A 20964-nucleotide genomic window follows, 5' to 3' on the forward strand; every position below is an offset into this window, starting at 1 on the left:
GGGGACGGCTTCGGAAACGACAACAGCCGGGCATGGCCCGGCACGGAAGACCGGGCAACGCCCGGTTGGCGATCAATCATTATACCGGGCCCGGCCGCCTCAGCGGCCCGGGGCGGGTTCAGCGGATCTGCTGACCCAGCCGGATCGACTGCAGACGGTCCTGCGCGGTGCGCGCGGCGTCGGAGCCGGGGTACGTGGACACGACCTGTTCCAAGGTCGCCTGGGCCTGGTCGACCTTGCCTTCGCCATACTGCGACAGGCCGATCTTGAGCAGGCCACCGGACGCCTTGTCATGGGTCGGGTAGCGCGAGATGAGGTCGCGGAACTGCGCCTCAGCCAGCGGGAAATTGCGGGTGGCGTAATAGCTTTCGCCCAACCAGTACAGCGCGTTGGGGGTATAGACACCGTTGGGGTACAGCTCGAGGAAGCTCATGAACAGCTGCGCCGAGTCGTCGTACTTGCCGGCCTTGAGCGAATCGAAGGCGACATTGTAGGCCGTGCGCTCGTCGCCACTGGCAGCCAGGCTTCCGGCATCGCCGTGCACGGAGGGCGGCCGCTCGGAAGCGGCCGTTGCCGGTTTCGGGGGTGCAGCGGGGGCAGTCGCGGCTGCGGCCGGGGCGGCGGGAAGCACGGGGGCTCCACCTTCCAGGCGGTTCAGGCGGCTGTCCAGGTCCAGGTACTGGTCCTTGCCGGTCTGCTTGAGCTGCTCATTGTCGTGCTGCAGCTGCTCGACCTGCGACTGCAGGGCCTGCAACTGGGTACGCAGCTGGTTCAGCTGGTTGAGCATGTCCATGTTGGACTGGTTGTTGTTCGCCTGCTGCTCAAGCGCGCCGACGCGGTCGGCCAGACTCTGGCGCTGCGCATTGGCCGGTGCGGCAGCCACGAGGGCTGCCGCAACGATCATCGATAGAAATCGAAAGCGCATCTATTACTGAGCCGTGTACACGATCTCGACGCGACGGTTCTGCGACCAGCAGGACTCGCCCGACTCGGTGCAGACCGGACGCTCTTCACCGTAGGACACGACGGTCAGCTGCGAAGCCGAACCACCGTTGGCCTGCAGTGCCGAGGACACGCCGTTGCCACGACGCTCGCCCAGGGCCTGGTTGTACGCGCGCGAACCGCGCTCGTCGGTGTGGCCCTGCAGGGTCATGCGCGAGGACGGACGGTCACGCAGGTACTTGGCGTGGCAAGCCATGATGGCCTGGAATTCCGGCTTCACGTCTTCCTTGTCCAGGTCGAAGTACACCACGCGCTGGCGCAGGCAGGAGTCGGTATCCAGATCGCCCGGGCCGTACAGGCCCGAGGTGGACGGGCCGGTCGGAGCGGTGGTGCTGCCGGTATCGACCGGGGCAACAGGCGCTTCCTTGACCTTCTTGGAACAACCGGCCAGGGCGGCCACGGACAACAGGGAGACAAGCAGAACGCGGGTGGTCTTGTTCATGGCGATACCTTTGAGGCTCCTAAAGCCGGATGAGGGATGAATACGGCGAAATCTTAACACTCTGTTAGCGCTTTGTACGGTATGGCGACCAAGAAGGCTCACGAACATCACCGTCGGCCAGAACCAGCCGCTGGCGCACGCGCGCATCGGCCGAAACGGCATACAACACTCCACGACCACCCTCGCGGGCGGCGTACAACACCATGCTCGCGTTGGGCGCAAAGCTCGGCGATTCATCCAGCGATCCTGGCGACAGCGTGTTCCAGCGGGCCGAGCCCGTGCTGCTGTCCATCATCGCGATCTTGTAGGTGTTGCCACTGCCCTGGGCGACCACCAGCTTCTTGCCGTCGTAGGACAGGCTCGGGGTGGCGTTGTAGTTGCCCTGGAAGGTCACGCGCGAAGCACTGCCGCCGCTGGAGGCCACCTGGTAGATCTGCGGGCGGCCACCACGGTCGGAGGTGAAGTAGACGCTGCTGCCGTCCGGGCTCCAGGTCGGCTCGGTATCGATGGCGAAGTGGTTGGTCAGCTGGGTCAGCTGCTTGCTGCCCAGGTCCATCACGTAGATCTCCGGGTTGCCGCTGCGCGACAGCGACAGGGCCAGGCGACGGCCGTCCGGGGAGAACGACGGGGCGCTGTTGATGCCGCGGAAGCTGGTGACCAGCTCACGGGCGCCACTGGAGATGTTCTGGATGTAGATCGCCGAGTTGCCGCGTTCGAAGCTGACGTAGGCCAGCTTGTTGCCGTCCGGGCTCCAGCTGGGCGAGAGCAGCGGCTCGGCCGAGCGCACGATGGTCTGCGGGTTGAAGCCGTCCGAATCGGCCACCATCAGCGCATAGCGCATGGCATCGCCCTTGCCGCTGGCGGTGACGTAGGCGATGCGGGTCCAGAAGGCGCCGCGGACACCGGTGATCTTCTCGTAGATGGCATCGGCCATCTGGTGGGCGACATCGCGCATGGCGTTGCCGCGGGCGGTCATCGCCAGGCCGAGCAGGCGCTCACCCTTGGGCACGTCGTAGAGCTCGTACTCCACGCGGTAGGCACCGGCGCCGGCGTCCATGACCCGGCCGACGACGATGTAGTTCTGCTTCAGCGCGCGCCAGGTGGCGAACTGGATCTCGCTGCCACGGGTCGGTTTTTCGACGATCTGGGCTTCCGGCAGGTTGCGGAACTGGCCGGAACGGTCCAGATCGGCGCGTACCACGGCGGCCACGTCGGTCTGCGGGGCACCGGCCGAACCCTGGTAGGGCATCGGGACGACGGTGATCGGCGTGGCGGAGGCATTGCCGCCAATGATGTCGATATCCAGCCCCTTCTGCTGCGCCATGGCAGCAAAGGGCAACAACAGGGCCGCAACAACGGCAAGCCAGCGAGGCATTTTTTTCATGGAGCGCTCAATAGGGGGGAAACCAGAACGAGGGATAACAGGACCGCGGTGAACAGTTTCGCAATCATGAACCAAGGCAGTGTGAATTCCGAGTCACCGAGCGCACAAATCTCACGGCCCGTTAACCAACCGGCCGGATTCGGCGCGCTCCGCCCCCAACTTGGCCATGAGCCTCTGTACAGCGTGCCGGCGGAACTTCACCGGACCGCCCGGGATCAATCCTGGGCGGTGAAGGTGAAGTTGATCGTGCGCGCGAACACCGATTCGAAACCGCGGTACGGCAACGGCTGGGCATTCAATACGGCGGCCTCGATCGAGCGGCGGCCGGCTTCGTCGAACGGGCAGCTGCCGCTGACCTTGGCCTGGATGACCTGCCCGCCCGGAATCTGGGTGATCGAGACCTGGCAGCGCTGGCCCAATGGCACCGAATCCGGACGCGTCCACTGCGCGGAGACCTTCTGCTGGATCGCGGCGGCGTACTTGGCGCTCAGATCGTCGCTGGTCCCGCCCGCACCGGCCGCCGGCTTGGCGGCACCGGTGGCACCGGCGGTGGAGGCCGAGGCATTGGCGGCACGCGCGGCGGTGACCTGGCGCAGCTTCTGCTCGGCCAGCTTGGCTTCGTTCTCGGCCTGGGCGCGCTTGCGCCGGATCTCGGCCAGTTTCTTGTCGCGCTCGGCCTCGGCCTTGGCGTCGTTGGCTTTCTGTTCCTGCTCGGCCAGCTTCTTCTTCAGCTCCGCCTCTTCCTGCTGCTTGGCCAGGCGCAGCTTCTGCTCGGCCTGTTCCTGGCGCTTGCGCTCGGTCAGGTCGATCTGTTCCTGGCGGCGCTTGGCTTCCTGCTCCTGTTTGGCCTTTTCAGCCGAGATCGCCAGCGCGTTGACCGCTTCCTGGTCGACCGTGTCGGGCTGGGCGATGCGCTCCTGCGCCTGCGACTGCTGCGGCGTCGGCGCGTCCTGCGGGCGCGGCTCGGGCAACGGCTGCGGCGGCGGCACGGTGTCTTCGGGAATGGGCTCGGGCTCGGCGACCGGTTCGGGCAGGTCCGGCAGCGTCTCGGAGGCGCGCAGGGCCTGGCGCGCGGCCGAGGCTTCGGAGGCGGACAGCTGCAGGCTGGCCTCGATGGCCGGATCGCCGGCGGCCGCTTCGGTGGTGCGTTGCGGCGACCACAACCAGGCGGCGATGAAGATCAGGGCCAGCAGCAGGTGCACGCCGAGCGCCAGCGCGATCGGCAGACCCCACTTCTCTTCAGGCTGACGCTGCGGTGGCAGGGCTTCAGCGTGCATCGGTCGCCAGGCCCACCTTTTCCACGTTGGCGCGCTTGATCACGTCCATGGCCGCGACCACCTTCTCATAGGCCACGGCCTTGTCGGCGGCAACGATCACGCGCAGGTTCTTGTCCTGCGAGGAAAGCGCGGACAGCTGGGCCTGCAGGCGGGCGGCATCCATCGGTTCCGGATCCTTGGCCTCGGGCAGCTTCAGGCTGAGCTGGCCATCCAGGCGGACGGAGACGATCACCGGATCCTGCTTGCTCTCCAGCGCCTTGGCCTGGGAGGTCGGCAGATCCACTTCAAAGCTCAGCGTGAGCAGCGGCGCGGTCACCATGAAGATGATGAGCAGCACCAGCATGACGTCGATGTAGGGCACGACGTTGATTTCGGATTTGAGCTTTCGGCGCTTGCGGCGGCCAATGGCTGCGGTCATGGCAGGACTCCTGTGCTGGGCGCTTACTCGTCGCCCGCGGTCTGACGCTGCAGGATCGAGCTGAACTCTTCTGCGAAGGTTTCAAAGCGCACCGACATGCGCTCCACGCGGGTGGTGAAGCGGTTGTAGGCCCACACCGCCGGGATCGCCACGAACAGGCCGATGGCGGTGGCGAACAGGGCTTCGGAGATACCCGGGGCGACCGAGGCGATACCGGCCTGTTCGCCGCTGTTGATCATGTCGTGCATGGTCACCATGATGCCGAACACGGTGCCGACCAGACCCACGTACGGGGCGGTCGAGCCGATGTTGGCCAGCAGCTCGAGGCTGCGCTCCATCTGGTCCACTTCGCGGGTATAGGTGGTGCGCATGGCGCGCTGGGCACCTTCCAGCTGGGCGCGGCCATCCAGGCGGCGCTTGTCGCGCAGGCGGGTGAACTCGCGGAAGCCCGATTCGAAGATCGCTTCCAGGCCACCGACCTGGCGGTTGCGGTCGGTCGCCGAGCTGTACAGCTTGCCCAGGTCCGCACCGGACCAGAAGCGGCTTTCGAACTCATCGGCAGCGCGGTTGGCGGCGTTGAACACGCGCGCCTTGCGGAAGATGATCACCCAGCTGATGAACGAGCCGGCCAGCAGCAGCAGCACGATGATCTTCACCGGGATGCTGGCCTTGACCATCAGGTCCAGGTAGTTGATGCCACCGCCGTGCGCGGCTTGGGCGACAGTCTGCGCCGCGGCGCTGGTGACTTCCTGCGGCAGCGCTTCGGTCACCGTGGCCTGCAGGGCCAGGAGCATTGCGATCATCCGTTGTTCCTCAGTATGCGGATTCTGGAAATTCGAGGTGTTTCAGCGCGGCATGCAGTGCATCGTCCATGCCACGCGGTTTGAAGGTGGCTGCATCGAGCGCGGCGATCTTCACCTGCGCGGTCAGCAGTGTTTCCCCGCCCCGGCACACGGCCTGGGCGAACACCATGCTGGCACGCTTGCACTGCACCAGCGTGGCGGTAACCGCCAGCGCATCGTCCAGCCGCGCCGGCTTGAGGAAATCCATGGTCATGCTGCGCACCGCGAACACCAGGCCATGGTCGCAGCGCATGCGCTCCTGACCATACCCCAATGCGCGCATCCATTCGGTCCGCGCCCGTTCCATGAAGGCCACGTAGCGGGCGTGGTACACGACCCCGCCAGCGTCGGTATCTTCCCAGTAAATGCGTGTCGGCCAACTGAATCGGGGCTCAACCCGGGGATCAACCGACATCCGGGACCTCCGCGAACAGGTCAGCCGGCGGATTCTTCGGCTTCAGGCCCATGTGCCGGTAAGCCTTGTGCGTGCACATGCGGCCCCGGGCGGTGCGGATCAGGAAGCCCTGCTGGATCAGATAGGGTTCGACCACGTCTTCCAGCGTGCCACGCTCTTCGGAGAGCGCGGCGGCCAGCGATTCGATCCCGACCGGACCGCCGTCGAAGTAATCGACCATGGTCCGCAGCAGGCGCCGATCGAGCTCGTCGAAGCCTTCCGGGTCGACCTTGAGCATCTGCATGGCGGCCTGGGCGACGCCCTGGTCGATGTGGCCGGCCGCCTTCACCTGCGCGAAGTCGCGTACCCGGCGCAGCAGCCGGTTGGCGATACGCGGCGTGCCGCGCGAGCGCCGGGCGATCTCGGCCGCCCCTTCGGCGGTGCAGTCGATGTTGAGGATGCTGGCCGAGCGCCGGACGATCTTCGTCAGTTCCTCGGGCGTATAGAACTCCAGCCGATGCACGATGCCGAAGCGGTCGCGCAGCGGCGCGGTCAGCAGGCCTGCACGCGTGGTGGCGCCGATCAGGGTGAACGGCGGCAGATCGATCTTGATCGAGCGGGCCGCAGGGCCTTCGCCGATCATGATGTCGATCTGGAAATCTTCCATCGCCGGGTACAGCACTTCTTCGACGACCGGCGAAAGGCGATGGATTTCATCGATGAACAGCACATCGTGCGGCTGCAGGTTGGTCAGCAGCGCGGCCAGGTCACCGGCCTTCTCGATCACCGGCCCGGAGGTGACGCGCAGCGCGACCCCCAGCTCGTTGGCGATCACGTGGCTCAAGGTGGTCTTGCCCAGGCCCGGCGGCCCGAAGATCAGCACGTGGTCGAGCGCATCGCCACGGGCCTTGGTCGCTTCGATGTAGATCGACAGCTGCTCGCGCACCGGCGCCTGGCCCAGGTAATCGGCCATGCGCTTGGGGCGGATGCTGGCGTCGGTGCCCTCGTCTTCGCGGGTGGCACCGGCACCGATGATGCGGTCGTCTGTCATGCGGCAATTATGCGGCAAAAGGAGCGCGATCCGCGCTCCAGGTAATGCCGGCCGCTGGCCGGCTCCACGCGATGCAGGGGTCATGGGGAGCCGGCCAGCGGCCGGCACTACCGGTTACGCATCGGAGGGGTACACCGAAGGTGCGGGGGTTTTAAGTGGAAGGCGCCCGGGCCCCAAGGTCTGCGCAGCAACCCTTGGGCCGCAAGGGGCGATCCGGCGCAGTCAGATCTCCACCTGCGCGCCCAGTTCCACCAGCCGATTCCCCGGAATCCGGAAGAACCCGGTCGCCGGCGCCGCGTTGCGGTGCATCAGCGCGAACAGCTTGTCGCGCCAGATCGGCATGCCGCGGTTGGCCGTGGCCACGATGGTCTCGCGGCTGGCGAAGAAGGTGGTGTCCATCGGGTCGAAGTAGATCCCGCCGTGGTCGCACGAGCGCATCAGCGCCAGCGGTACGTCCGGGGTCTCCATGAAGCCGAAGCGCACGTAGATCCGATAGAACTCATCGCCCACCGACTCGATCTTCAGGCGCTGGCCCGAAGGCGCGTACGGCACCGGCAGGGTCACCACGTGCAGGAACACGTTGCGCTCGTGCAGCACCTTGTTGTGCTTGAGGTTGTGCATCAGCGCGTGCGGGGCCACCGAGGGGTCGGCGGTCAGGAACACGGCGGTACCCGGCACCCGCACCGGCGGGGCCAGCATCAGGCCCGGCAGGAAGGTGTCGATCCGGATGCCGTCCTTGCGGATCTCATCGCGCAGCAGCTCGCGGCCCCGGCGCCAGGTGCGCATCATGGTGAACAGCACGATGCCCAGCACCACCGGGAACCACGCGCCCTGCAGCAGCTTGGCGCCGTTGGCGATCACGAAGCCCAGGTCGATCACGAAGAAGATCACGCACAGCGGCAGGATCCAGTTGCGCGCCTTCGGCCACAGCGCGCGGGCGACCAGTGCCAGCAGCAGGGTATCGATCAGCATGGTGGCCGACACCGAAATGCCGTAGGCCACGGCCAGGTTGGAGGAGCTGCGGAAGGCCAGCACCAGCCCGATCACCATCACCGCGATGCCCCAGTTGATGCCCGGGATGTAAATCTGGCCGATGGTGTCGTGCGAGGTGTGGGTGATGCGCATGCGCGGGATGTAGCCAAGCTGCATGGCCTGGCGCGAAACCGAGAACGCCCCGGTGATCACCGACTGCGAAGCGATCACCGCCGCCATCGTGGCCAGCACGATCATCGGGTACAGGCCCCACTCCGGCACCGCCTCGAAGAACGGATTCTTCACCGCTTCGGGGTGCTTGAGCACCAACGCGCCCTGCCCCAGGTAGTTCAGCACCAGGCACGGCAGCACGAAGTAATACCAGGCGTGGCGGATCGGCCTGGCGCCGAAGTGGCCCATGTCGGCATATAGCGCCTCGCCACCGGTCACCGCCAGCACCACCGCGCCGAGGATGAAGATGCCGTGCCAGCCGTGCTCCATGAAGAAGCGCAGCGCCCACATCGGGTTGAAGGCCTTGAGCACTTCCGGCGCATCGACGATGTTCCAGATGCCGATCGCCGCCAGGGAGATGAACCAGATCGAGGTGATCGGGCCGAACAGCTTGCCGATCTTGGCCGTGCCGAAGCGCTGTACGGCAAACACCGCCAGCAGCACCACCACGGTGATCGGCACGATGAAGTTGTGCAGCCCCGGGGCCGCGACCTCCAGGCCTTCGACCGCACCCAGCACGGAGATGGCCGGGGTGATCACGCCGTCGCCGAAGAACAGCGAGGCGCCGAAGATGCCCAGGATGCCCACCACGTACGCCGAGCGCGAGCCGTTCCGCAGCGTGCGCTGGGTCAGCGCCATCAGCGCCATGATGCCGCCCTCGCCGTCGTTGTCAGCGCGCATGATGATGGTGACGTACTTGAGCGTCACCACGATGTTCAGTGCCCAGAACGCCAGGGACAGCACGCCCAGCACGGTGTCATGGTCGCTGTTGAGGCCGTAGTGCGGGGAGAACGCTTCTTTGAGCGTGTACAGCGGGCTGGTGCCGATGTCGCCGAACACCACGCCGATGGCGCCGATCATCAGCGCCATGCCGCCGGCCGCCGGCGCGTGGCCGTGCGGGGCCTGGCCGTCACTGTGCTGGGGGGAAGTGGTGGACATGAGGCTCCGGGCGGACGCGGTCGGTATCGGATCAGGAACAGGCGGGCGCGCGGCTCAGCGCAGCGCAGCCTGCAGGGCTTTGCGGATGACCGTGGCGACATCGTCGCCTTCGGCGTTGGCGTCGCGCGCCATGCGTGCAGCCTCGACCGGCTTGTAACCCAGCTGCTGCAGGGCCACGGTCGCCTCGGAGACCGGATCGGTGGCCGGTGCCGCGCCGGCGATGGGTGCCCCGCCGCCGCCGAAGTTGGCCGCGCGGTCGCGCAGCTCCAGCACCATGCGCTCGGCGGTCTTCTTGCCGATGCCCGGGATGCGGGTCAGCGCGGTGATGTCACCGGCCTGCAGCATGCGCGCGAACTCGTCCACGCTGACGCCGGAGAGCACCGCCAGCGCGATCTTGGCGCCGATCCCGCTGACCTTCTGCACATCGCGGAACAGGCGGCGCTCACCCTCACGCAGGAAACCGTACAGCGAGACGCTGTCTTCCTTCTGCGCGTAATGGGTGAACAGGGTGACCTCGCGGCCCAGCTCGGGCAGGTCGTAGAAGGTGCTCATCGGCGCCTCCAGTTCGTAACCGACGCCATTGACGTCGACCATGAGCCACGGCGGCGCCTTGTAGGCCACGATCCCGCGCAGACGACCAATCATGCAGTTTTCCTCATTTCCGGCTCCAGGCCTGGCGCGCATTGACGCCCAGGCGCAGCGCCGTGGCCCGGACATGGGCGTGGGTGATCGCCACGGCCAACGCGTCGGCGGCGTCGGCCTGCAGCTTGGTTTTCAGGTTGAGCATGAGCCCGACCATGTGTTGGACCTGTTGTTTTTCCGCGCCACCGCGACCGACCACGGCCAGCTTGATCTCGGTGGCCGCGTATTCGCTGACCGGCAGGTCGCGCATCACCACGGCCGAGATGGCCGCGCCGCGGGCCTGGCCCAGCTTCAGGGCCGAATCCGGGTTGCGTGCCATGAACACCTTTTCGATGGCCACTTCGTCGGGGCGGTACTCCTCGACCAGGGCGGTCAGGCCCACCACCAGCAGCTTCATCCGCTGCGGGAAGTCGTCCGCGCCCAGCAGCACCAGTGGCAGGTGGTGGACATGCACCACCCTGCCGGCGGCGTCCACATCAATGATGCCCACCCCGGTGCGCTGCGAACCGGGGTCGATGCCGAGGATGCGTGTCATGCGGCACGCACACGGCCGCCCGCGGCCCGGAAGGGACACATGCGGCGGGGATAACAGGGAACGGCTGGAGTCATCATGGTCCGCATTGTCCGCTCACCGGTCGCGCAAAGCGACCGGTGAAGGGCCCGCTCAGGCGTAGGCGTCCGCGCCGAGATCGGCGTTGGAGAACACGTCCTGCACGTCGTCCAGGTCTTCGAGCATGTCCAGCAGCTTCTTGACCTGCAGGGCGGTGTCGCCCTCGACCTTGATGTCGTTGTCGGCACGGAAGGTGATTTCGGCATGGTCCGGCTTGAAACCGGCTGCTTCCATCGCGTCCTTGACGGCGTGATAGCTGTCGGCCGCGGTGAGCACATCGATCGCCCCATCTTCCGGGTAGACCACGATGTCGTCCGCACCGGCCTCGATCGCCGCTTCGGTGACGGCTTCTTCGTCCGCACCGGCGGCGAAGTGCAGCACGCCCAGGCGCTTGAACATGAAGGCCACCGAGCCTTCGGTGCCCATGTTGCCGCCGCACTTGCTGAACGCATGGCGGACATCGGCCACGGTGCGCACGCGGTTGTCGGTCAGGCAGTCCACGATCACGGCCACGCCACCGGGGGCATAGCCCTCGTAGCGGATCTCTTCGTACTCCACGCCTTCCAGCTCACCGGTCGCCTTCTTGATGGCGCGCTCGATCACATCCTTGGACATGTTCGAGGACAGGCCCTTGTCCATGGCAACGCGCAGGCGCGGGTTGTTGTTGGGGTCGCCTCCACCGCCGCGCGCGGCAACGCCGATCTCGCGGATGATCTTGGTGAAAATCTTGCCGCGCTTCGCGTCAGACGCGTTTTTGCGGTTCTCGATGGAGGGGCCTCTACCCATGGGGTGACTCTCGTGCTTCTGTCAGGAACAGGGCGCGAATTCTACCTGATCCGCCGCCCCGCCCGTGTCACCACCCCGCCCGCTCAGGCGGCGTGGGCCGCATCATCGCGCCGGAACCGGCCATCGCGCAGGAAGGCGGCGGTCTGCCGCGCGGCATCGGGCGAGAACACCAGCCCGCTGTGGCTGGCCGGGATCACACAGTGGTCGGCGAGCCCCGGCAGCTGGGTCTCATCCAGCGCCACGGTGCCATCGGAGGCCTCGCCACAGGCGCCCAGCAGGCTGCCCAGCCCATGCGGGACCGAGCCGGCGATCAGCCCGACCTGGGCCCTGCCCTCCCAGGCCGGCAGCCCATCGAGCAGCAGTTCCGAGCTGCGCCCCAGCGCCAGCGACCAGCCGTGATCGCTCAGGGAGCGGGCGGTCACGCTGCCGCGCAGTGGCGAGCCCAGGCAGACCACGCGCGACACTGGCAGCTCCGGGGCGCGCCGCAGGGCCTCAAGGGCGACCAGTCCGCCCAGGCTGTGGCCGACCAGCGAGACCGGACCACTGTCCTTGAGCCGCTCCAGCAGCTGCGGCACTGCCACCTCGGGGCCACCGAACACGCTCGAATACCCGAAGGTATCCACGGTGAAGCCACGGGCGCGCAGGCGCCAGGCCAACGGGCCGACCCAGGCGCGTGCGTTCCAGATGCCATGCAGCAGTAAAACGGGGGGATTCATGATGTCAGCCTCGCCCATTGGGCGGGGCGCCTGCAGAAGGAAACAGCGTCATTAGACAAATGGGCCAGCCAACGGCAGGTGAAGCCGCTGCGGCCATGACGATGTCGTGCTCAGCCCGCCGTGGGCGGGCGGCGCAGGATGAACTCCAGGTCGCGCACGCTGCCGACCGGGAACTCGTAGGTGCCGACCTTGCTGAAGCCATAGCGGGCATAGAACCGTTGCGCGCCGAAGTTCTCCGACCAGACGCCCAGCCACAGCGTGCGCGGGCCTTCCCGTTCCAGCCAGGCCAGCGCCGTTTCGAACAGACGGCTGCCCCAGCCGCAGCTCTGCTGGTCCTTGATCAGGTACAGCCGCTTGAGTTCGCCATCGCCGGGCTGCACCTCGGCATGCGGCAGGCCACAGGGGCCGGCGGCGGCATGGCCCACGGCGACGCCATCGAGCTCCAGCAGCCAGACCGCGTAATCGGGGTGCTCAAGGATGATGCGCTGGCGCTGCGCCGGGTACGCCTCATCCAGGAAGGCCTGCAGGTCTTCGGGCGGGTACAGGGAGCCGAAGGTTTCCACGAACGTGCGCGTGGCCAGCACCGACAGGGTCTGGGCGTCGTCCGGGGTAGCGCGGCGGATGGTATAGCGGCCTGGAGTCACGGCGGGAGCATCGGCATCGGCAAGAACCGCCAATTTACCTGAACGTGGCGGCGATGGCGCCCCACGACCCGCGAACCTGTCGATCCGGGCGGGCTGGATCCGCAGCAGGCACCGACCATCGGTCGGTACCTGCCACGTGTCGACGCCGACCGGGGGCCGGCGCGTCCCGGCTTATTCCTTGGCGGCGCGCGGGCGGACCTGCACGTGCACTTCGGCCAACTGCTCGTCCGGGATCGGCGACGGGGCGCCGGTCATCAGGCACTGCGCGCCGGTGGTCTTCGGGAACGGGATGACGTCGCGGATCGACTCGGTACCGGCCATCAGCGCGGCGATACGGTCGATGCCGAAGGCGATGCCACCGTGCGGCGGCGCGCCGAAACGCAGCGCATCGAGCAGGAAGCCGAACTTGCCCTCGGCCTCTTCGGCACCGATGCCCAGCAGTTCGAACACCGCACTCTGCATGTCCGAGCGGTGGATACGGATCGAGCCACCGCCGATCTCGTTGCCGTTGAGCACCATGTCATAGCCACGCGACACGGCGGTCTTCGCATTCGCGCGCAGGTCGGCGATGTCGTCCACCGCCGGGGCGGTGAAGGGGTGATGCAGGGCGACGTAGCGCTGGGCTTCGTCGTCGTACTCGAACATCGGGAAATCGGTGACCCACAGCGGTGCCCAGCCGGCGGCGACCAGGTTGAAGTCCTTGCCGGCCTTCAGGCGCAGGGCGCCCATGAAGTCGGAGACCTTGTTGTAGCCACCGGCGCCGAAGAACACGATGTCCCCGTTACCGGCGCCGACATGGGCGACCAGCGCGGCGAAGGCTTCTTCGCTGAAGAACTTGGCGATCGGCGAGCTGACTTCGCCGCTCTCGCTGATCTTGATGTAGGCCAGGCCCTTGGCGCCGTACTTGGCGGCGTGCGCGGCGTATTCGTCGATCTGCTTGCGCGACAGGCTGGCGCCGCCCGGGATGCGCAGCGCAGCCACGCGGCCGTCGGCATCGTTGGCGGCCGCGGTGAACACCGGGAACTCGCTGGTCTTGACCAGTTCGGCCACGTCCACCAGCTCCAGCGCGATGCGCAGGTCCGGCTTGTCCGAGCCATAGCGACGCATCGCCTCGGCCCAGGTCATGCGCGGGAAGCTGGCGGCCAGCTCCACGTCCACCACTTCCTTGAAGATGGCGCGGATCATGGTTTCCACGAAGTCCTGCACGTCGCGCTCGCGCACGAAGGCGAATTCCATGTCCAGCTGGGTGAATTCCAGCTGGCGGTCGGCACGCAGGGCCTCATCGCGGAAGCAGCGCGCGATCTGGTAGTAGCGGTCGAAGCCAGCCACCATCAGGATCTGCTTGAACAGCTGCGGGCTCTGCGGCAGGGCGTAGAACTCGCCCGGGTGCATGCGCGCCGGCACCAGGAAGTCGCGGGCGCCTTCCGGGGTGGCCTTGGTCAGGATCGGGGTTTCGATGTCCTGGAAACCGGTGGCGTCCAGGTGACGGCGCAGGGCCTGCACCAGCTTGATGCGGGTGCGCTGCATGCGCTGCATTTCCGGGCGGCGCAGGTCCAGGTAACGGTACTTCAGGCGGGTTTCCTCGCCCGGGTTCTCGTGCGCGTGGAACGGCAGCGGCTCGGCCTTGTTGAGGATGGTGATGGCCGTGGCGATCACTTCCACGCTGCCGGTGCGGAGTTTGTCATTGGCCGCATGCCGCGCACGCACCACGCCTTCGACCTGCAGCACGTCCTCGTAGCCCAGGCTGGCGGCCACGGCGAACACGGCTGCGTTGTCGACTTCCACCGTCACCTGCACGATGCCTTCATGATCGCGCAGATCGATGAAGACCACGCCGCCCTGGTTGCGGGCAACGTCGGTCCAGCCGGCGAGGGTAACGGTTTGGCCAATCAGGGTCTCGTCGACCAGTCCACAGAAGTGGGTACGCATGGGGGTAAAGCTCCGCAGGAGAGTGCCGGCGCCAAGCTGCGCCGGAAAGCCCGTTATTCTGCGGCCGCCAGCCCGGCGGGGCAAATCCGGGCGCCGCGGCCCGGCATCACACGCTCTGAACCGGGGGCATTCCTATAGTCCGCGCACCAACGACCGCACGGGGATGTCGCCATGCAACGCCGTCTGAGCACCGCCTGCCTCACCCTTGCCCTGGCCTGTATGGCCCCGGCCCTGCACGCCCAGATCAGCACCCGGGCCTATGCCCCGGAGAATCTGTCGCAGTTGTCTTCCTCCGACCGCAGCCGGGTCATCACCCAGGAATACGCCGACCAGTCCAATGGCCGCCGGATCCCGGATGACCAGCTGCGCTTCTACCTGGCCCAGGTCAACTCGGGCTGGAGCTTCTCACGCATCAAGCAGGACATCGCCACCTCGCTGCGCGGCAACGGCAACGGCGGCGGCTGGAATGGCGGCGGCAACGGATCCGGCAACAACGGCACGGTCCGCTGCGAAAGCCAGGACAACCGCGAGCGGGTCTGCAACACCGGCTGGCGCAGCGCCCGGCTGTCCCGGCAGATTTCAGGCACGACCTGTACCGAGGGCCGCAACTGGGGCTCGCGCAATGGCACCGTCTGGGTCAGCGGCGGCTGCCGGGCCGAATTCGTCGAGGGACGCGGCAATGGCGGCAACTGGGGCGGCGGTAGCGGCACCGGGGCGACCATCCGCTGCGAGAGCCAGGACAACCGCGAGCGGACCTGCAACACCGGTTGGCGCAACGCGACCCTGGTCCGCCAGATCTCCGGTACGGCCTGCGTCGAAGGCCAGACCTGGGGCGTGCGCAATGGCGCGGTGTGGGTCAACCGCGGGTGCCGCGGCGAGTTCGCCGAGGCGCGTGGCAACAGTGGCGGCAACTGGGGCGGCGGTGGCAACAGCAACTACAGCGTGACCTGCAGCAGCAACGACAAACGCCAGCAGACCTGCGCGTGGGATGACCGCCAGGGGCGCCCGGCACTGGTCCAGCAGCTGTCCGGCACGGCCTGCGTGGAGGGCCGCAGCTGGGGCTACAGCAATGGCAGCCTGTGGGTCAGCGGCGGCTGCCGCGCCCGCTTCGGGGCGCGCTGAGCGGCCCAGCCCTGCACCCGGTGCCGACCGTGGGTCGGCACCTTGCGGCGCCGGCCACCTGCGGCCGGCGTCGGGAGACCGGGTTACGGTGCCGGCGTCTCACTGCCCCACGGCGCCGGCGGCAACGCCACCGGCTTGGTCAGGTCGAACACCACCTGGAAGTGGCGCCCGCCCGGCCGGGTGAGCTCGTAGACGAAGCGCTGGTCGGGGTCCACTTCCATCGCCCAGGTGTTCTGCACGGAGGCCAGCATGTCGGCCTTGCGGAACATCGCCACCGAATCCGAATCCACCGGGAACGACTGGCGCTGCGCGGTCCCCGGCGGCTTGCTGTCACCCCCGTACATCGTGACCGCATCCGGGCTGCCATCCTCGTGGCGGTGATCATGCTTCAGGCGCAGGCCGTTCTCGGTGCGGCTCAGCACCCAGGTGCGCGAGTGGTCGTCGCCGACATGGAACGGGATCCGCAGCTCGTGTGCCGGATCCTCGCAGCCACGCACATGCATGACCAGGCGCTTGCCCTCGAAAGGATCAGGCGCATCGGTGCGCGGTTCGTTGACCGCGATGCGGCCTTCGAACGCCTTGCCGCAATGCGCGGCCACGGCGGACATGAAGGCATCGGACGGTGCCATCGACACCTCGTGCCCGACGGTGTCATTAGAGCCGCTGCAGGCGGTGATCGCCAGCGCAGCGACCAAGGGAAGAAGTTTGACTGCGTTCATGCCCCCCACCCTAACGGGCGCGACCGGGCAGCGCAAACCGCGCGCTTGATGCGACAGAAAGGGTTGCCAACGCATCCGCGCCGCTGCAACCAGCGCTTCATTGCCCCTGTGTTATGGTCGGTCACGTGATTCGTTCGCCTTCTTCCCCACGAAGGACGCACGCGTGTTGCGGCTGACCGCCCTGCTCACCGGTGTGGCGCTGTTGCTGACCGGCAGCGGCCTGCTCGGGACATTGCTGGCGGTGCGCGGTGGTGAAGCCGGCTTCGGTGCCGGCACGTTGGGGTTGGTGATGTCCGGCTATTTCGCCGGGTTTTTCATCGGCACCTTCTTCGCCCCCTCGCTGATCGGCCGCATCGGCCATATCCGTGCGTTTGCCTTCTTTGCCGCCCTCGCCGCCATCGCGGTGCTGCTGCACCCGCTGTGGATCAACCCGGTGGGCTGGGGTGTACTGCGCATCCTCACCGGCATCGCTCTGGTCGGCCTGTACACGGTGATCGAGAGCTGGCTCAACGCCGAGCCCGACCCCCGGCTGCGCAGCCGCGCCTTCTCGCTCTACATGGTGGTCAATCTCTCGGCACTGGCCCTGGGCCAGGTGCTGCTGATGCTCGGCGACGCCGGCGCGACCTCGATGTTCATGCTCACCGCCATCCTGGTCTGCGCGGCGGTGTTGCCGGTCACCGCCACGCGGCTGCGCCCGCCGGAGATTCCCTCGGTGCCGCGCCTGAAACTGGCGCGCCTGTACGCGATGGCGCCGGTGGCGACCGTTGCCGCCGGCCTGTCCGGGCTGGCGATGGGCGCGTTCTGGGGCCTGCTGCCGGTGTACGCCGGCGAGGTCGGCCTGGATGGCAATGGCGTAGCCCTGTTCATGCTGACCGCCATCGCCGGTGGCGCGTTGCTGCAGTGGCCGCTGGGCCATATCAGCGACGGGCATGACCGCCGCACTGGGCTGGTCGCCCTCAGCCTGGCTGCGGCCGGCATCGCCGTCGTGGCGTCGCTGCCGATGATCCAGCTGCAGACCCATCTGCTGTTCGGCCTGTTCTTCTTCTACGGCGGGCTGGCCTTCGCCCTGTATCCCTTCGCCGTGGCGCACATGCTCGATTACCTGCCACGCGAAGACCTGCTGTCCGGGTGCTCCAGCCTGCTGCTGGTGCATGGCGTGGGCGCTGCGCTTGGCCCGGCACTGGCCGGTGCGGCCATGCAACGCTTTGGCGCGCCTGCGCTGCCGTTGTACTTCGCGGTGGTGCTGATGCTGCTGGCGTTATTCACCACCGCGCGCCTGCTCAGTTTCCAGCGCCTGCGCACGCATCCGGTCGGGTTCCGGCTGATGCTGCGCACCACGCCCTCGGCCCTTGAGCTCATGCCCGAGACCGACACCGCACCGCCGGATCCCGATACCCCCCTCCCCTCTGACTCCGATAAGGAAGTGCATTGACTGTTTCGACACCGACCTCCCTCACTCCAACCCGTACACCGCCGGCGCCGCCGGCACCGCAACTGATCCTTGCCACCGATCTGGATGGCACCTTCCTCGCCGGCGATGCCGCCGCGCGCCATCGGCTCTACCGGCTGGTCGACCAGCACCCCGGCATCCGCCTGATCTTCATCACCGGCCGCGGCCTGGAAGCGGTGATGCCCCTGCTCTCCGATCCGGCCATTCCGCGCCCGGACTACGTGGTCTGCGATGTCGGCGCCACCGTCGTCGATGGCCACACCCTGCAGCCGCTGCAGCCCCTGCAATCGATGATCGACGCGCACTGGCCGGGTGAGCAGGTGGTCGCCGCGGCGATGCGTCCGTTCACCGCGCTGCAGCGCCAGGACGTGCCGCAGGAACGCCGCTGCTCGTATTTCTGTGATCCGGACACGCTGGCGCCACTGCGCTCGCAGATCCAGGCGGCCGCACAGGCGCTGGGCTGCGATGTGCTGTATTCGGCCGACCGCTATCTGGACATCCTGCCGCCGGATACCGACAAGGGCCGCACCCTGGCCGCGCTTGCGCGCCTGCTGGAACTGCCGCGCGACCGCATCCTGGTGGCCGGTGACACCCTCAACGACCTGTCGATGTACACCTCAGGTTTCCGCGGGGTGTGCGTCGGCGATTCCGAGCCGGCACTGACCGCCGCCACCGCCGACCTGGACCACACCTTCCACGCGCAGGCACCGGGGTGTGGCGGCATTCTCGAAGCGATCGAACATTTCCACCTGCTTGCCGATGACGATCCCTTCCTGCGCCCGCCGGCGCAGGCACGCGCAGACGGGGCGGACCTGGTGATGGTCTACCACCGCCTGCCCTTCGATGAAGTCATGGAAGACGGCGTGCTGGTGCAGCGTCCGCCGCGCTCGCCGAACGGCATCATTCCCTCGCTGCTGAGCTTCTTCGAAGGCGGCCAGAAAGGCTCCTGGGTGGCCTGGGGCATCGATGAGCCCAAGCGCGGCCCGTTCCAGACCCACCTGCCGGTGGATGCCGAGCGCTACCCGACCCTGACCGCCGCGCGCGTGCCGCTGAGCAAGCAGGAAGTGGACATCTTCTACAAGCGCTTTTCCAAGGAAGCGTTCTGGCCGATGCTGCATGTGTTCTGGGAGCGCGCCAAGTTCCGCGAGGAAGATTGGCAGGTGTTCCTGAAGGTCAACCGCAAGTTCGCCGAGGCCACTGCCGCAGAGGCCGCGCATGGCGCGACGGTGTGGATCCACGACTACAACCTGTGGATGGTGCCGGCCACGCTGCGCGAGCTGCGCCCGGACCTGAAGATCGCTTTCTTCCACCACACCTACTTCCCCTCGGCCGATGTGTTCAACGTGGTGCCGTGGCGCCGCGAGATCATCGGCAGCCTGCTCAGCTGCGATTACATCGGCTTCCACATTCCGCGCCAGGTGGAGAACTTCGTGGACGTGGTCCGCGGTGCGATGCCGGCCGAGCGCCTGGCGTGGGAAAGCTGCGCCCCGCGCTTCCTCACCTACGGGTGCGCGGTTGGCCTGGACACGATGACCACGCGCCTGCGTGTGGGCGATCGCGAAGTCGCTCTGGGTGCACATCCGGTGGGCACCGACCTGCGCCGCATCCACAACGTGCTCGCACGCAGCGACGTGCGCAACGACATCTTCAAGCTGCGCCGCGAGATCGGCGCGCGCAAGCTGGTGCTCTCGGTGGAGCGCCTGGATTACACCAAGGGGACGCTGGCCAAGCTGGAGGCGTTCGAGCGCCTGCTGGAACAGCACCCGGACCGCCAGGGCAAGGTCACCCTGCTGATGATCTGCGTGCCGGCCGCGCGCGAGATGACCATCTACCGCACGCTGCAGAACCAGATCGAGCAGGCGGTGGGGCGGATCAACGGGCGCTTCTCGCGGCTGGACTGGACCCCGGTGCGGTTCTTCGCCCAGGCGCTGCCGTTCGAAGAAGTGGTGGCCCATTACGCCGCCGCGCAGGTGATGTGGATCACCCCGCTGCGTGATGGCTTGAACCTGGTGTCCAAGGAGTTCGTGGCCACGCAGGGGATCGAGGGCAGCAACGGCGTGCTGGTGCTCAGTGAATTCGCCGGTGCGGCGGCCGAGTTGAAGGGCGCGGTGCTGACCAATCCGCATGACCCGGCCGACCTCACCGCCGGCCTGCTGCAGGCGTTGTCGATGCCCGACGAGGAAGCCACCGGACGCATGCGCCAGCTGTTCGGCAGCGTGGAGTACTACGACGTGGATCGCTGGGGCCGGGAGTTCCTGGAGGCCGTGCGCACCAGCCAATCCGAAGGCTGACGCGGGAACGGTAGTGCCGGCCGCTGGCCGGCTCCAAGCGGTGCCGGCTGCGGGCGATGCCGGTTTCATGGGTTGCCGGCCAGCGGCCGGCACTACGGCGTGCGCACCGACCAACGGTCGGTGCCTACCCTGTTCGCGCCGACCAACGGTCGGTGCCTACCGGGCGGTATCGCCTACCCGGCCTGCTGCATGATGCCTTCGGCGATCACGGCCACCTGCCGCAGCACATCGTTGCGGCCGGCATCGTCCACCGTCGCGCCCTGCAGGTAGCTGGTCAGCACCCACGGCGCACCGCCGGCGAGCGGCCACAGGATGGCGATGTCGTTGGTGGTGTCCTCCCCGTTGCTGCCGGTCTTGTCGCCCACCCGCCACGCCTTGGACAACCCGGCGCGCAGCCGCGCATCGCCGGTTTCGTTGTCGATCAACCAATCCGCCAGCTGCTGCCGCGAGGCAGGCTTCAGCACATCCCCGAGCACGAAGCGCTGCAGGCTCGCCGCCATCGCGGCCGGGCTGGTGGTATCGCGCGGGTCGCCGGGAGTGAAGCGGTTCATCTCCGGCTCGAGCCGATCATTGCGGGTCACCGCATCGCCATTGGCACGCAGGAACGCCGTCACCCCGGCCGGTCCGCCGACCACCCCGAGCAGCAGGTTCGCGGCAGGGTTGTCGCTGGTGATCATCGTTGCCCGGCACAGGTCGCGCACGGTGACATCCTTGCCGATGTGTCGCGTCGTCACCGGCGCATGCGAGAGCATGTCCTGCTGGCGCACGGGGATGCGCCGGTCCAGCGGGAGCGTGCCCTGGTCGGCCAGATGCAGGACCGCCGCGGACAACACGAATTTGAACGTACTGCACATCGGGAAACGCTCGTCCTGCCGGTTGCCGGTACGCCATCCGGTGGCGGTGTTGAGCAGGGTCACGCCCAGGCGGCCCCCGCTCGCCACTTCCAGCGCCGCGAAGTCCTTCGCCGCGACGGCGGGTTTCGGCGAGGGCAGCGCGGTCTTGGCCAAGGCGGTGGCGGCCAGCGCCGAGGCGGCGGCCGCGCCGGTCCATTGCAGGAACTGTCGTCGAGCGATCATGGGGTTCTCCTTGGCGAAGGCCCGAGT

General features: G+C 67.5%; 20 protein-coding genes. 3 read left to right on the forward strand and 17 right to left on the reverse strand.

The features are described 5' to 3' along the window. Positions 1–118: 118 nt before the first annotated feature. The 15 genes from ybgF to aspS all read right to left on the reverse strand — a co-directional run bounded on the left by ybgF (position 119) and on the right by aspS (position 14279). Positions 119–925 carry a tol-pal system protein YbgF gene (gene ybgF / locus OC373_RS05120; RefSeq protein ID WP_046272626.1) on the reverse strand — a complete coding sequence of 269 codons (807 nt, stop codon included), beginning with the start codon at positions 923–925 and terminating at the stop codon, positions 119–121. 3 nt (positions 926–928) lie between these two features. Further along, complete coding sequence (gene pal, locus OC373_RS05125) at positions 929–1444, reverse strand: peptidoglycan-associated lipoprotein Pal (RefSeq protein WP_019185217.1); 516 nt, start codon at positions 1442–1444, stop codon at positions 929–931. A gap of 64 nt (positions 1445–1508) precedes the next feature. After that, complete coding sequence (gene tolB / locus OC373_RS05130) at positions 1509–2828, reverse strand: Tol-Pal system beta propeller repeat protein TolB (RefSeq protein ID WP_046272625.1); 1320 nt, start codon at positions 2826–2828, stop codon at positions 1509–1511. Positions 2829–3043: 215 nt separating this feature from the next. Beyond that, the gene (tolA, locus tag OC373_RS05135) at positions 3044–4105 is read right to left on the reverse strand and encodes a cell envelope integrity protein TolA (RefSeq protein ID WP_019185219.1); all 1062 of its coding nucleotides are present in this window, start codon (positions 4103–4105) and stop codon (positions 3044–3046) included. Beyond that, complete coding sequence (gene tolR, locus OC373_RS05140) at positions 4095–4523, reverse strand: protein TolR (RefSeq protein ID WP_019185220.1); 429 nt, start codon at positions 4521–4523, stop codon at positions 4095–4097. The genes tolA and tolR overlap by 11 nt, the downstream gene beginning before the upstream one ends. A gap of 23 nt (positions 4524–4546) precedes the next feature. Continuing rightward, positions 4547–5326 (reverse strand): protein TolQ, encoded by a 780-nt coding sequence (gene tolQ / locus OC373_RS05145; protein ID WP_019185221.1) that lies wholly within the window; start codon positions 5324–5326, stop codon positions 4547–4549. Between the two features lie 10 nt (positions 5327–5336). Then, complete coding sequence (ybgC, locus tag OC373_RS05150) at positions 5337–5780, reverse strand: tol-pal system-associated acyl-CoA thioesterase (protein ID WP_070425772.1); 444 nt, start codon at positions 5778–5780, stop codon at positions 5337–5339. Next, positions 5770–6810, reverse strand: coding sequence for a Holliday junction branch migration DNA helicase RuvB (ruvB, locus tag OC373_RS05155; RefSeq protein WP_261997188.1), 1041 nt, complete (start codon positions 6808–6810; stop codon positions 5770–5772). The genes ybgC and ruvB overlap by 11 nt, the downstream gene beginning before the upstream one ends. Before the next feature lie 222 nt (positions 6811–7032). Beyond that, on the reverse strand, positions 7033–8883 hold the full coding sequence (locus OC373_RS05160; RefSeq protein ID WP_167390318.1) for a potassium transporter Kup: 1851 nt from the start codon (positions 8881–8883) through the stop codon (positions 7033–7035). A 123-nt stretch (positions 8884–9006) separates the two neighbouring features. Next, entirely contained in the window at positions 9007–9597 is a 591-nt protein-coding gene (gene ruvA / locus OC373_RS05165) for a Holliday junction branch migration protein RuvA (protein ID WP_046274332.1), read from the reverse strand. Positions 9598–9607: 10 nt separating this feature from the next. Continuing rightward, positions 9608–10129 carry a crossover junction endodeoxyribonuclease RuvC gene (gene ruvC / locus OC373_RS05170; RefSeq protein ID WP_019186142.1) on the reverse strand — a complete coding sequence of 174 codons (522 nt, stop codon included), beginning with the start codon at positions 10127–10129 and terminating at the stop codon, positions 9608–9610. Positions 10130–10258: 129 nt separating this feature from the next. Then, positions 10259–10990 (reverse strand): YebC/PmpR family DNA-binding transcriptional regulator, encoded by a 732-nt coding sequence (locus tag OC373_RS05175; protein ID WP_019186141.1) that lies wholly within the window; start codon positions 10988–10990, stop codon positions 10259–10261. Positions 10991–11073: 83 nt separating this feature from the next. Beyond that, positions 11074–11706: an alpha/beta fold hydrolase gene (locus OC373_RS05180; RefSeq protein ID WP_026070240.1), complete on the reverse strand. Its 633-nt coding sequence runs from the start codon at positions 11704–11706 to the stop codon at positions 11074–11076. Positions 11707–11816: 110 nt separating this feature from the next. Further along, positions 11817–12350, reverse strand: coding sequence for a GNAT family N-acetyltransferase (locus tag OC373_RS05185; protein ID WP_046274331.1), 534 nt, complete (start codon positions 12348–12350; stop codon positions 11817–11819). Positions 12351–12521: 171 nt separating this feature from the next. Beyond that, positions 12522–14279 (reverse strand): aspartate--tRNA ligase, encoded by a 1758-nt coding sequence (gene aspS, locus OC373_RS05190; RefSeq protein WP_070425774.1) that lies wholly within the window; start codon positions 14277–14279, stop codon positions 12522–12524. 219 nt (positions 14280–14498) lie between these two features. Between aspS and OC373_RS05195 the strand changes: the two genes are divergently transcribed. Continuing rightward, complete coding sequence (locus OC373_RS05195; protein ID WP_315985452.1) at positions 14499–15401, forward strand: DUF3011 domain-containing protein; 903 nt, start codon at positions 14499–14501, stop codon at positions 15399–15401. Positions 15402–15484: 83 nt separating this feature from the next. Here OC373_RS05195 and OC373_RS05200 read toward each other — a convergent pair whose 3' ends face one another. Continuing rightward, positions 15485–16120: a hypothetical protein gene (locus tag OC373_RS05200; protein ID WP_261997190.1), complete on the reverse strand. Its 636-nt coding sequence runs from the start codon at positions 16118–16120 to the stop codon at positions 15485–15487. Between the two features lie 163 nt (positions 16121–16283). Here OC373_RS05200 and OC373_RS05205 point away from each other — a divergent pair, with 163 nt between their 5' ends. Continuing rightward, positions 16284–17552, forward strand: a complete 1269-nt coding sequence (locus OC373_RS05205) for an MFS transporter (RefSeq protein WP_019186136.1) — start codon at positions 16284–16286, stop codon at positions 17550–17552. Then, positions 17549–19861 carry a glucosylglycerol-phosphate synthase gene (ggpS, locus tag OC373_RS05210; protein WP_019186135.1) on the forward strand — a complete coding sequence of 771 codons (2313 nt, stop codon included), beginning with the start codon at positions 17549–17551 and terminating at the stop codon, positions 19859–19861. The genes OC373_RS05205 and ggpS overlap by 4 nt, the downstream gene beginning before the upstream one ends. A gap of 173 nt (positions 19862–20034) precedes the next feature. On the opposite strand, the gene blaL2 is transcribed toward ggpS, so the two are convergent. Beyond that, entirely contained in the window at positions 20035–20937 is a 903-nt protein-coding gene (gene blaL2 / locus OC373_RS05215; protein WP_261997191.1) for a L2 family extended-spectrum class A beta-lactamase, read from the reverse strand. Between the last annotated feature and the right edge of the window lie 27 nt (positions 20938–20964).

Origin of the sequence: Stenotrophomonas sp. Ste96 (assembly GCF_024519495.1) — a bacterium.
Classification (GTDB): Bacteria; Pseudomonadota; Gammaproteobacteria; order Xanthomonadales; family Xanthomonadaceae; genus Stenotrophomonas; species Stenotrophomonas bentonitica_A.

What these genes read in the sequence shown, in the direction of transcription:
- ybgF (WP_046272626.1), bottom strand. Translation starts at nt 925, where the DNA reads ATGCGCTTTCGATTTCTATCGATGATCGTTGCGGCAGCCCTCGTGGCT.
- pal (WP_019185217.1), bottom strand. Translation starts at nt 1,444, where the DNA reads ATGAACAAGACCACCCGCGTTCTGCTTGTCTCCCTGTTGTCCGTGGCC.
- tolB (WP_046272625.1), bottom strand. Translation starts at nt 2,828, where the DNA reads ATGAAAAAAATGCCTCGCTGGCTTGCCGTTGTTGCGGCCCTGTTGTTG.
- tolA (WP_019185219.1), bottom strand. Translation starts at nt 4,105, where the DNA reads ATGCACGCTGAAGCCCTGCCACCGCAGCGTCAGCCTGAAGAGAAGTGG.
- tolR (WP_019185220.1), bottom strand. Translation starts at nt 4,523, where the DNA reads ATGACCGCAGCCATTGGCCGCCGCAAGCGCCGAAAGCTCAAATCCGAA.
- tolQ (WP_019185221.1), bottom strand. Translation starts at nt 5,326, where the DNA reads ATGATCGCAATGCTCCTGGCCCTGCAGGCCACGGTGACCGAAGCGCTG.
- ybgC (WP_070425772.1), bottom strand. Translation starts at nt 5,780, where the DNA reads ATGTCGGTTGATCCCCGGGTTGAGCCCCGATTCAGTTGGCCGACACGC.
- ruvB (WP_261997188.1), bottom strand. Translation starts at nt 6,810, where the DNA reads ATGACAGACGACCGCATCATCGGTGCCGGTGCCACCCGCGAAGACGAG.
- OC373_RS05160 (WP_167390318.1), bottom strand. Translation starts at nt 8,883, where the DNA reads ATGGCGCTGATGATCGGCGCCATCGGCGTGGTGTTCGGCGACATCGGC.
- ruvA (WP_046274332.1), bottom strand. Translation starts at nt 9,597, where the DNA reads ATGATTGGTCGTCTGCGCGGGATCGTGGCCTACAAGGCGCCGCCGTGG.
- ruvC (WP_019186142.1), bottom strand. Translation starts at nt 10,129, where the DNA reads ATGACACGCATCCTCGGCATCGACCCCGGTTCGCAGCGCACCGGGGTG.
- OC373_RS05175 (WP_019186141.1), bottom strand. Translation starts at nt 10,990, where the DNA reads ATGGGTAGAGGCCCCTCCATCGAGAACCGCAAAAACGCGTCTGACGCG.
- OC373_RS05180 (WP_026070240.1), bottom strand. Translation starts at nt 11,706, where the DNA reads ATGAATCCCCCCGTTTTACTGCTGCATGGCATCTGGAACGCACGCGCC.
- aspS (WP_070425774.1), bottom strand. Translation starts at nt 14,279, where the DNA reads ATGCGTACCCACTTCTGTGGACTGGTCGACGAGACCCTGATTGGCCAA.
- OC373_RS05195 (WP_315985452.1), top strand. Translation starts at nt 14,499, where the DNA reads ATGGCCCCGGCCCTGCACGCCCAGATCAGCACCCGGGCCTATGCCCCG.
- OC373_RS05200 (WP_261997190.1), bottom strand. Translation starts at nt 16,120, where the DNA reads ATGAACGCAGTCAAACTTCTTCCCTTGGTCGCTGCGCTGGCGATCACC.
- blaL2 (WP_261997191.1), bottom strand. Translation starts at nt 20,937, where the DNA reads ATGATCGCTCGACGACAGTTCCTGCAATGGACCGGCGCGGCCGCCGCC.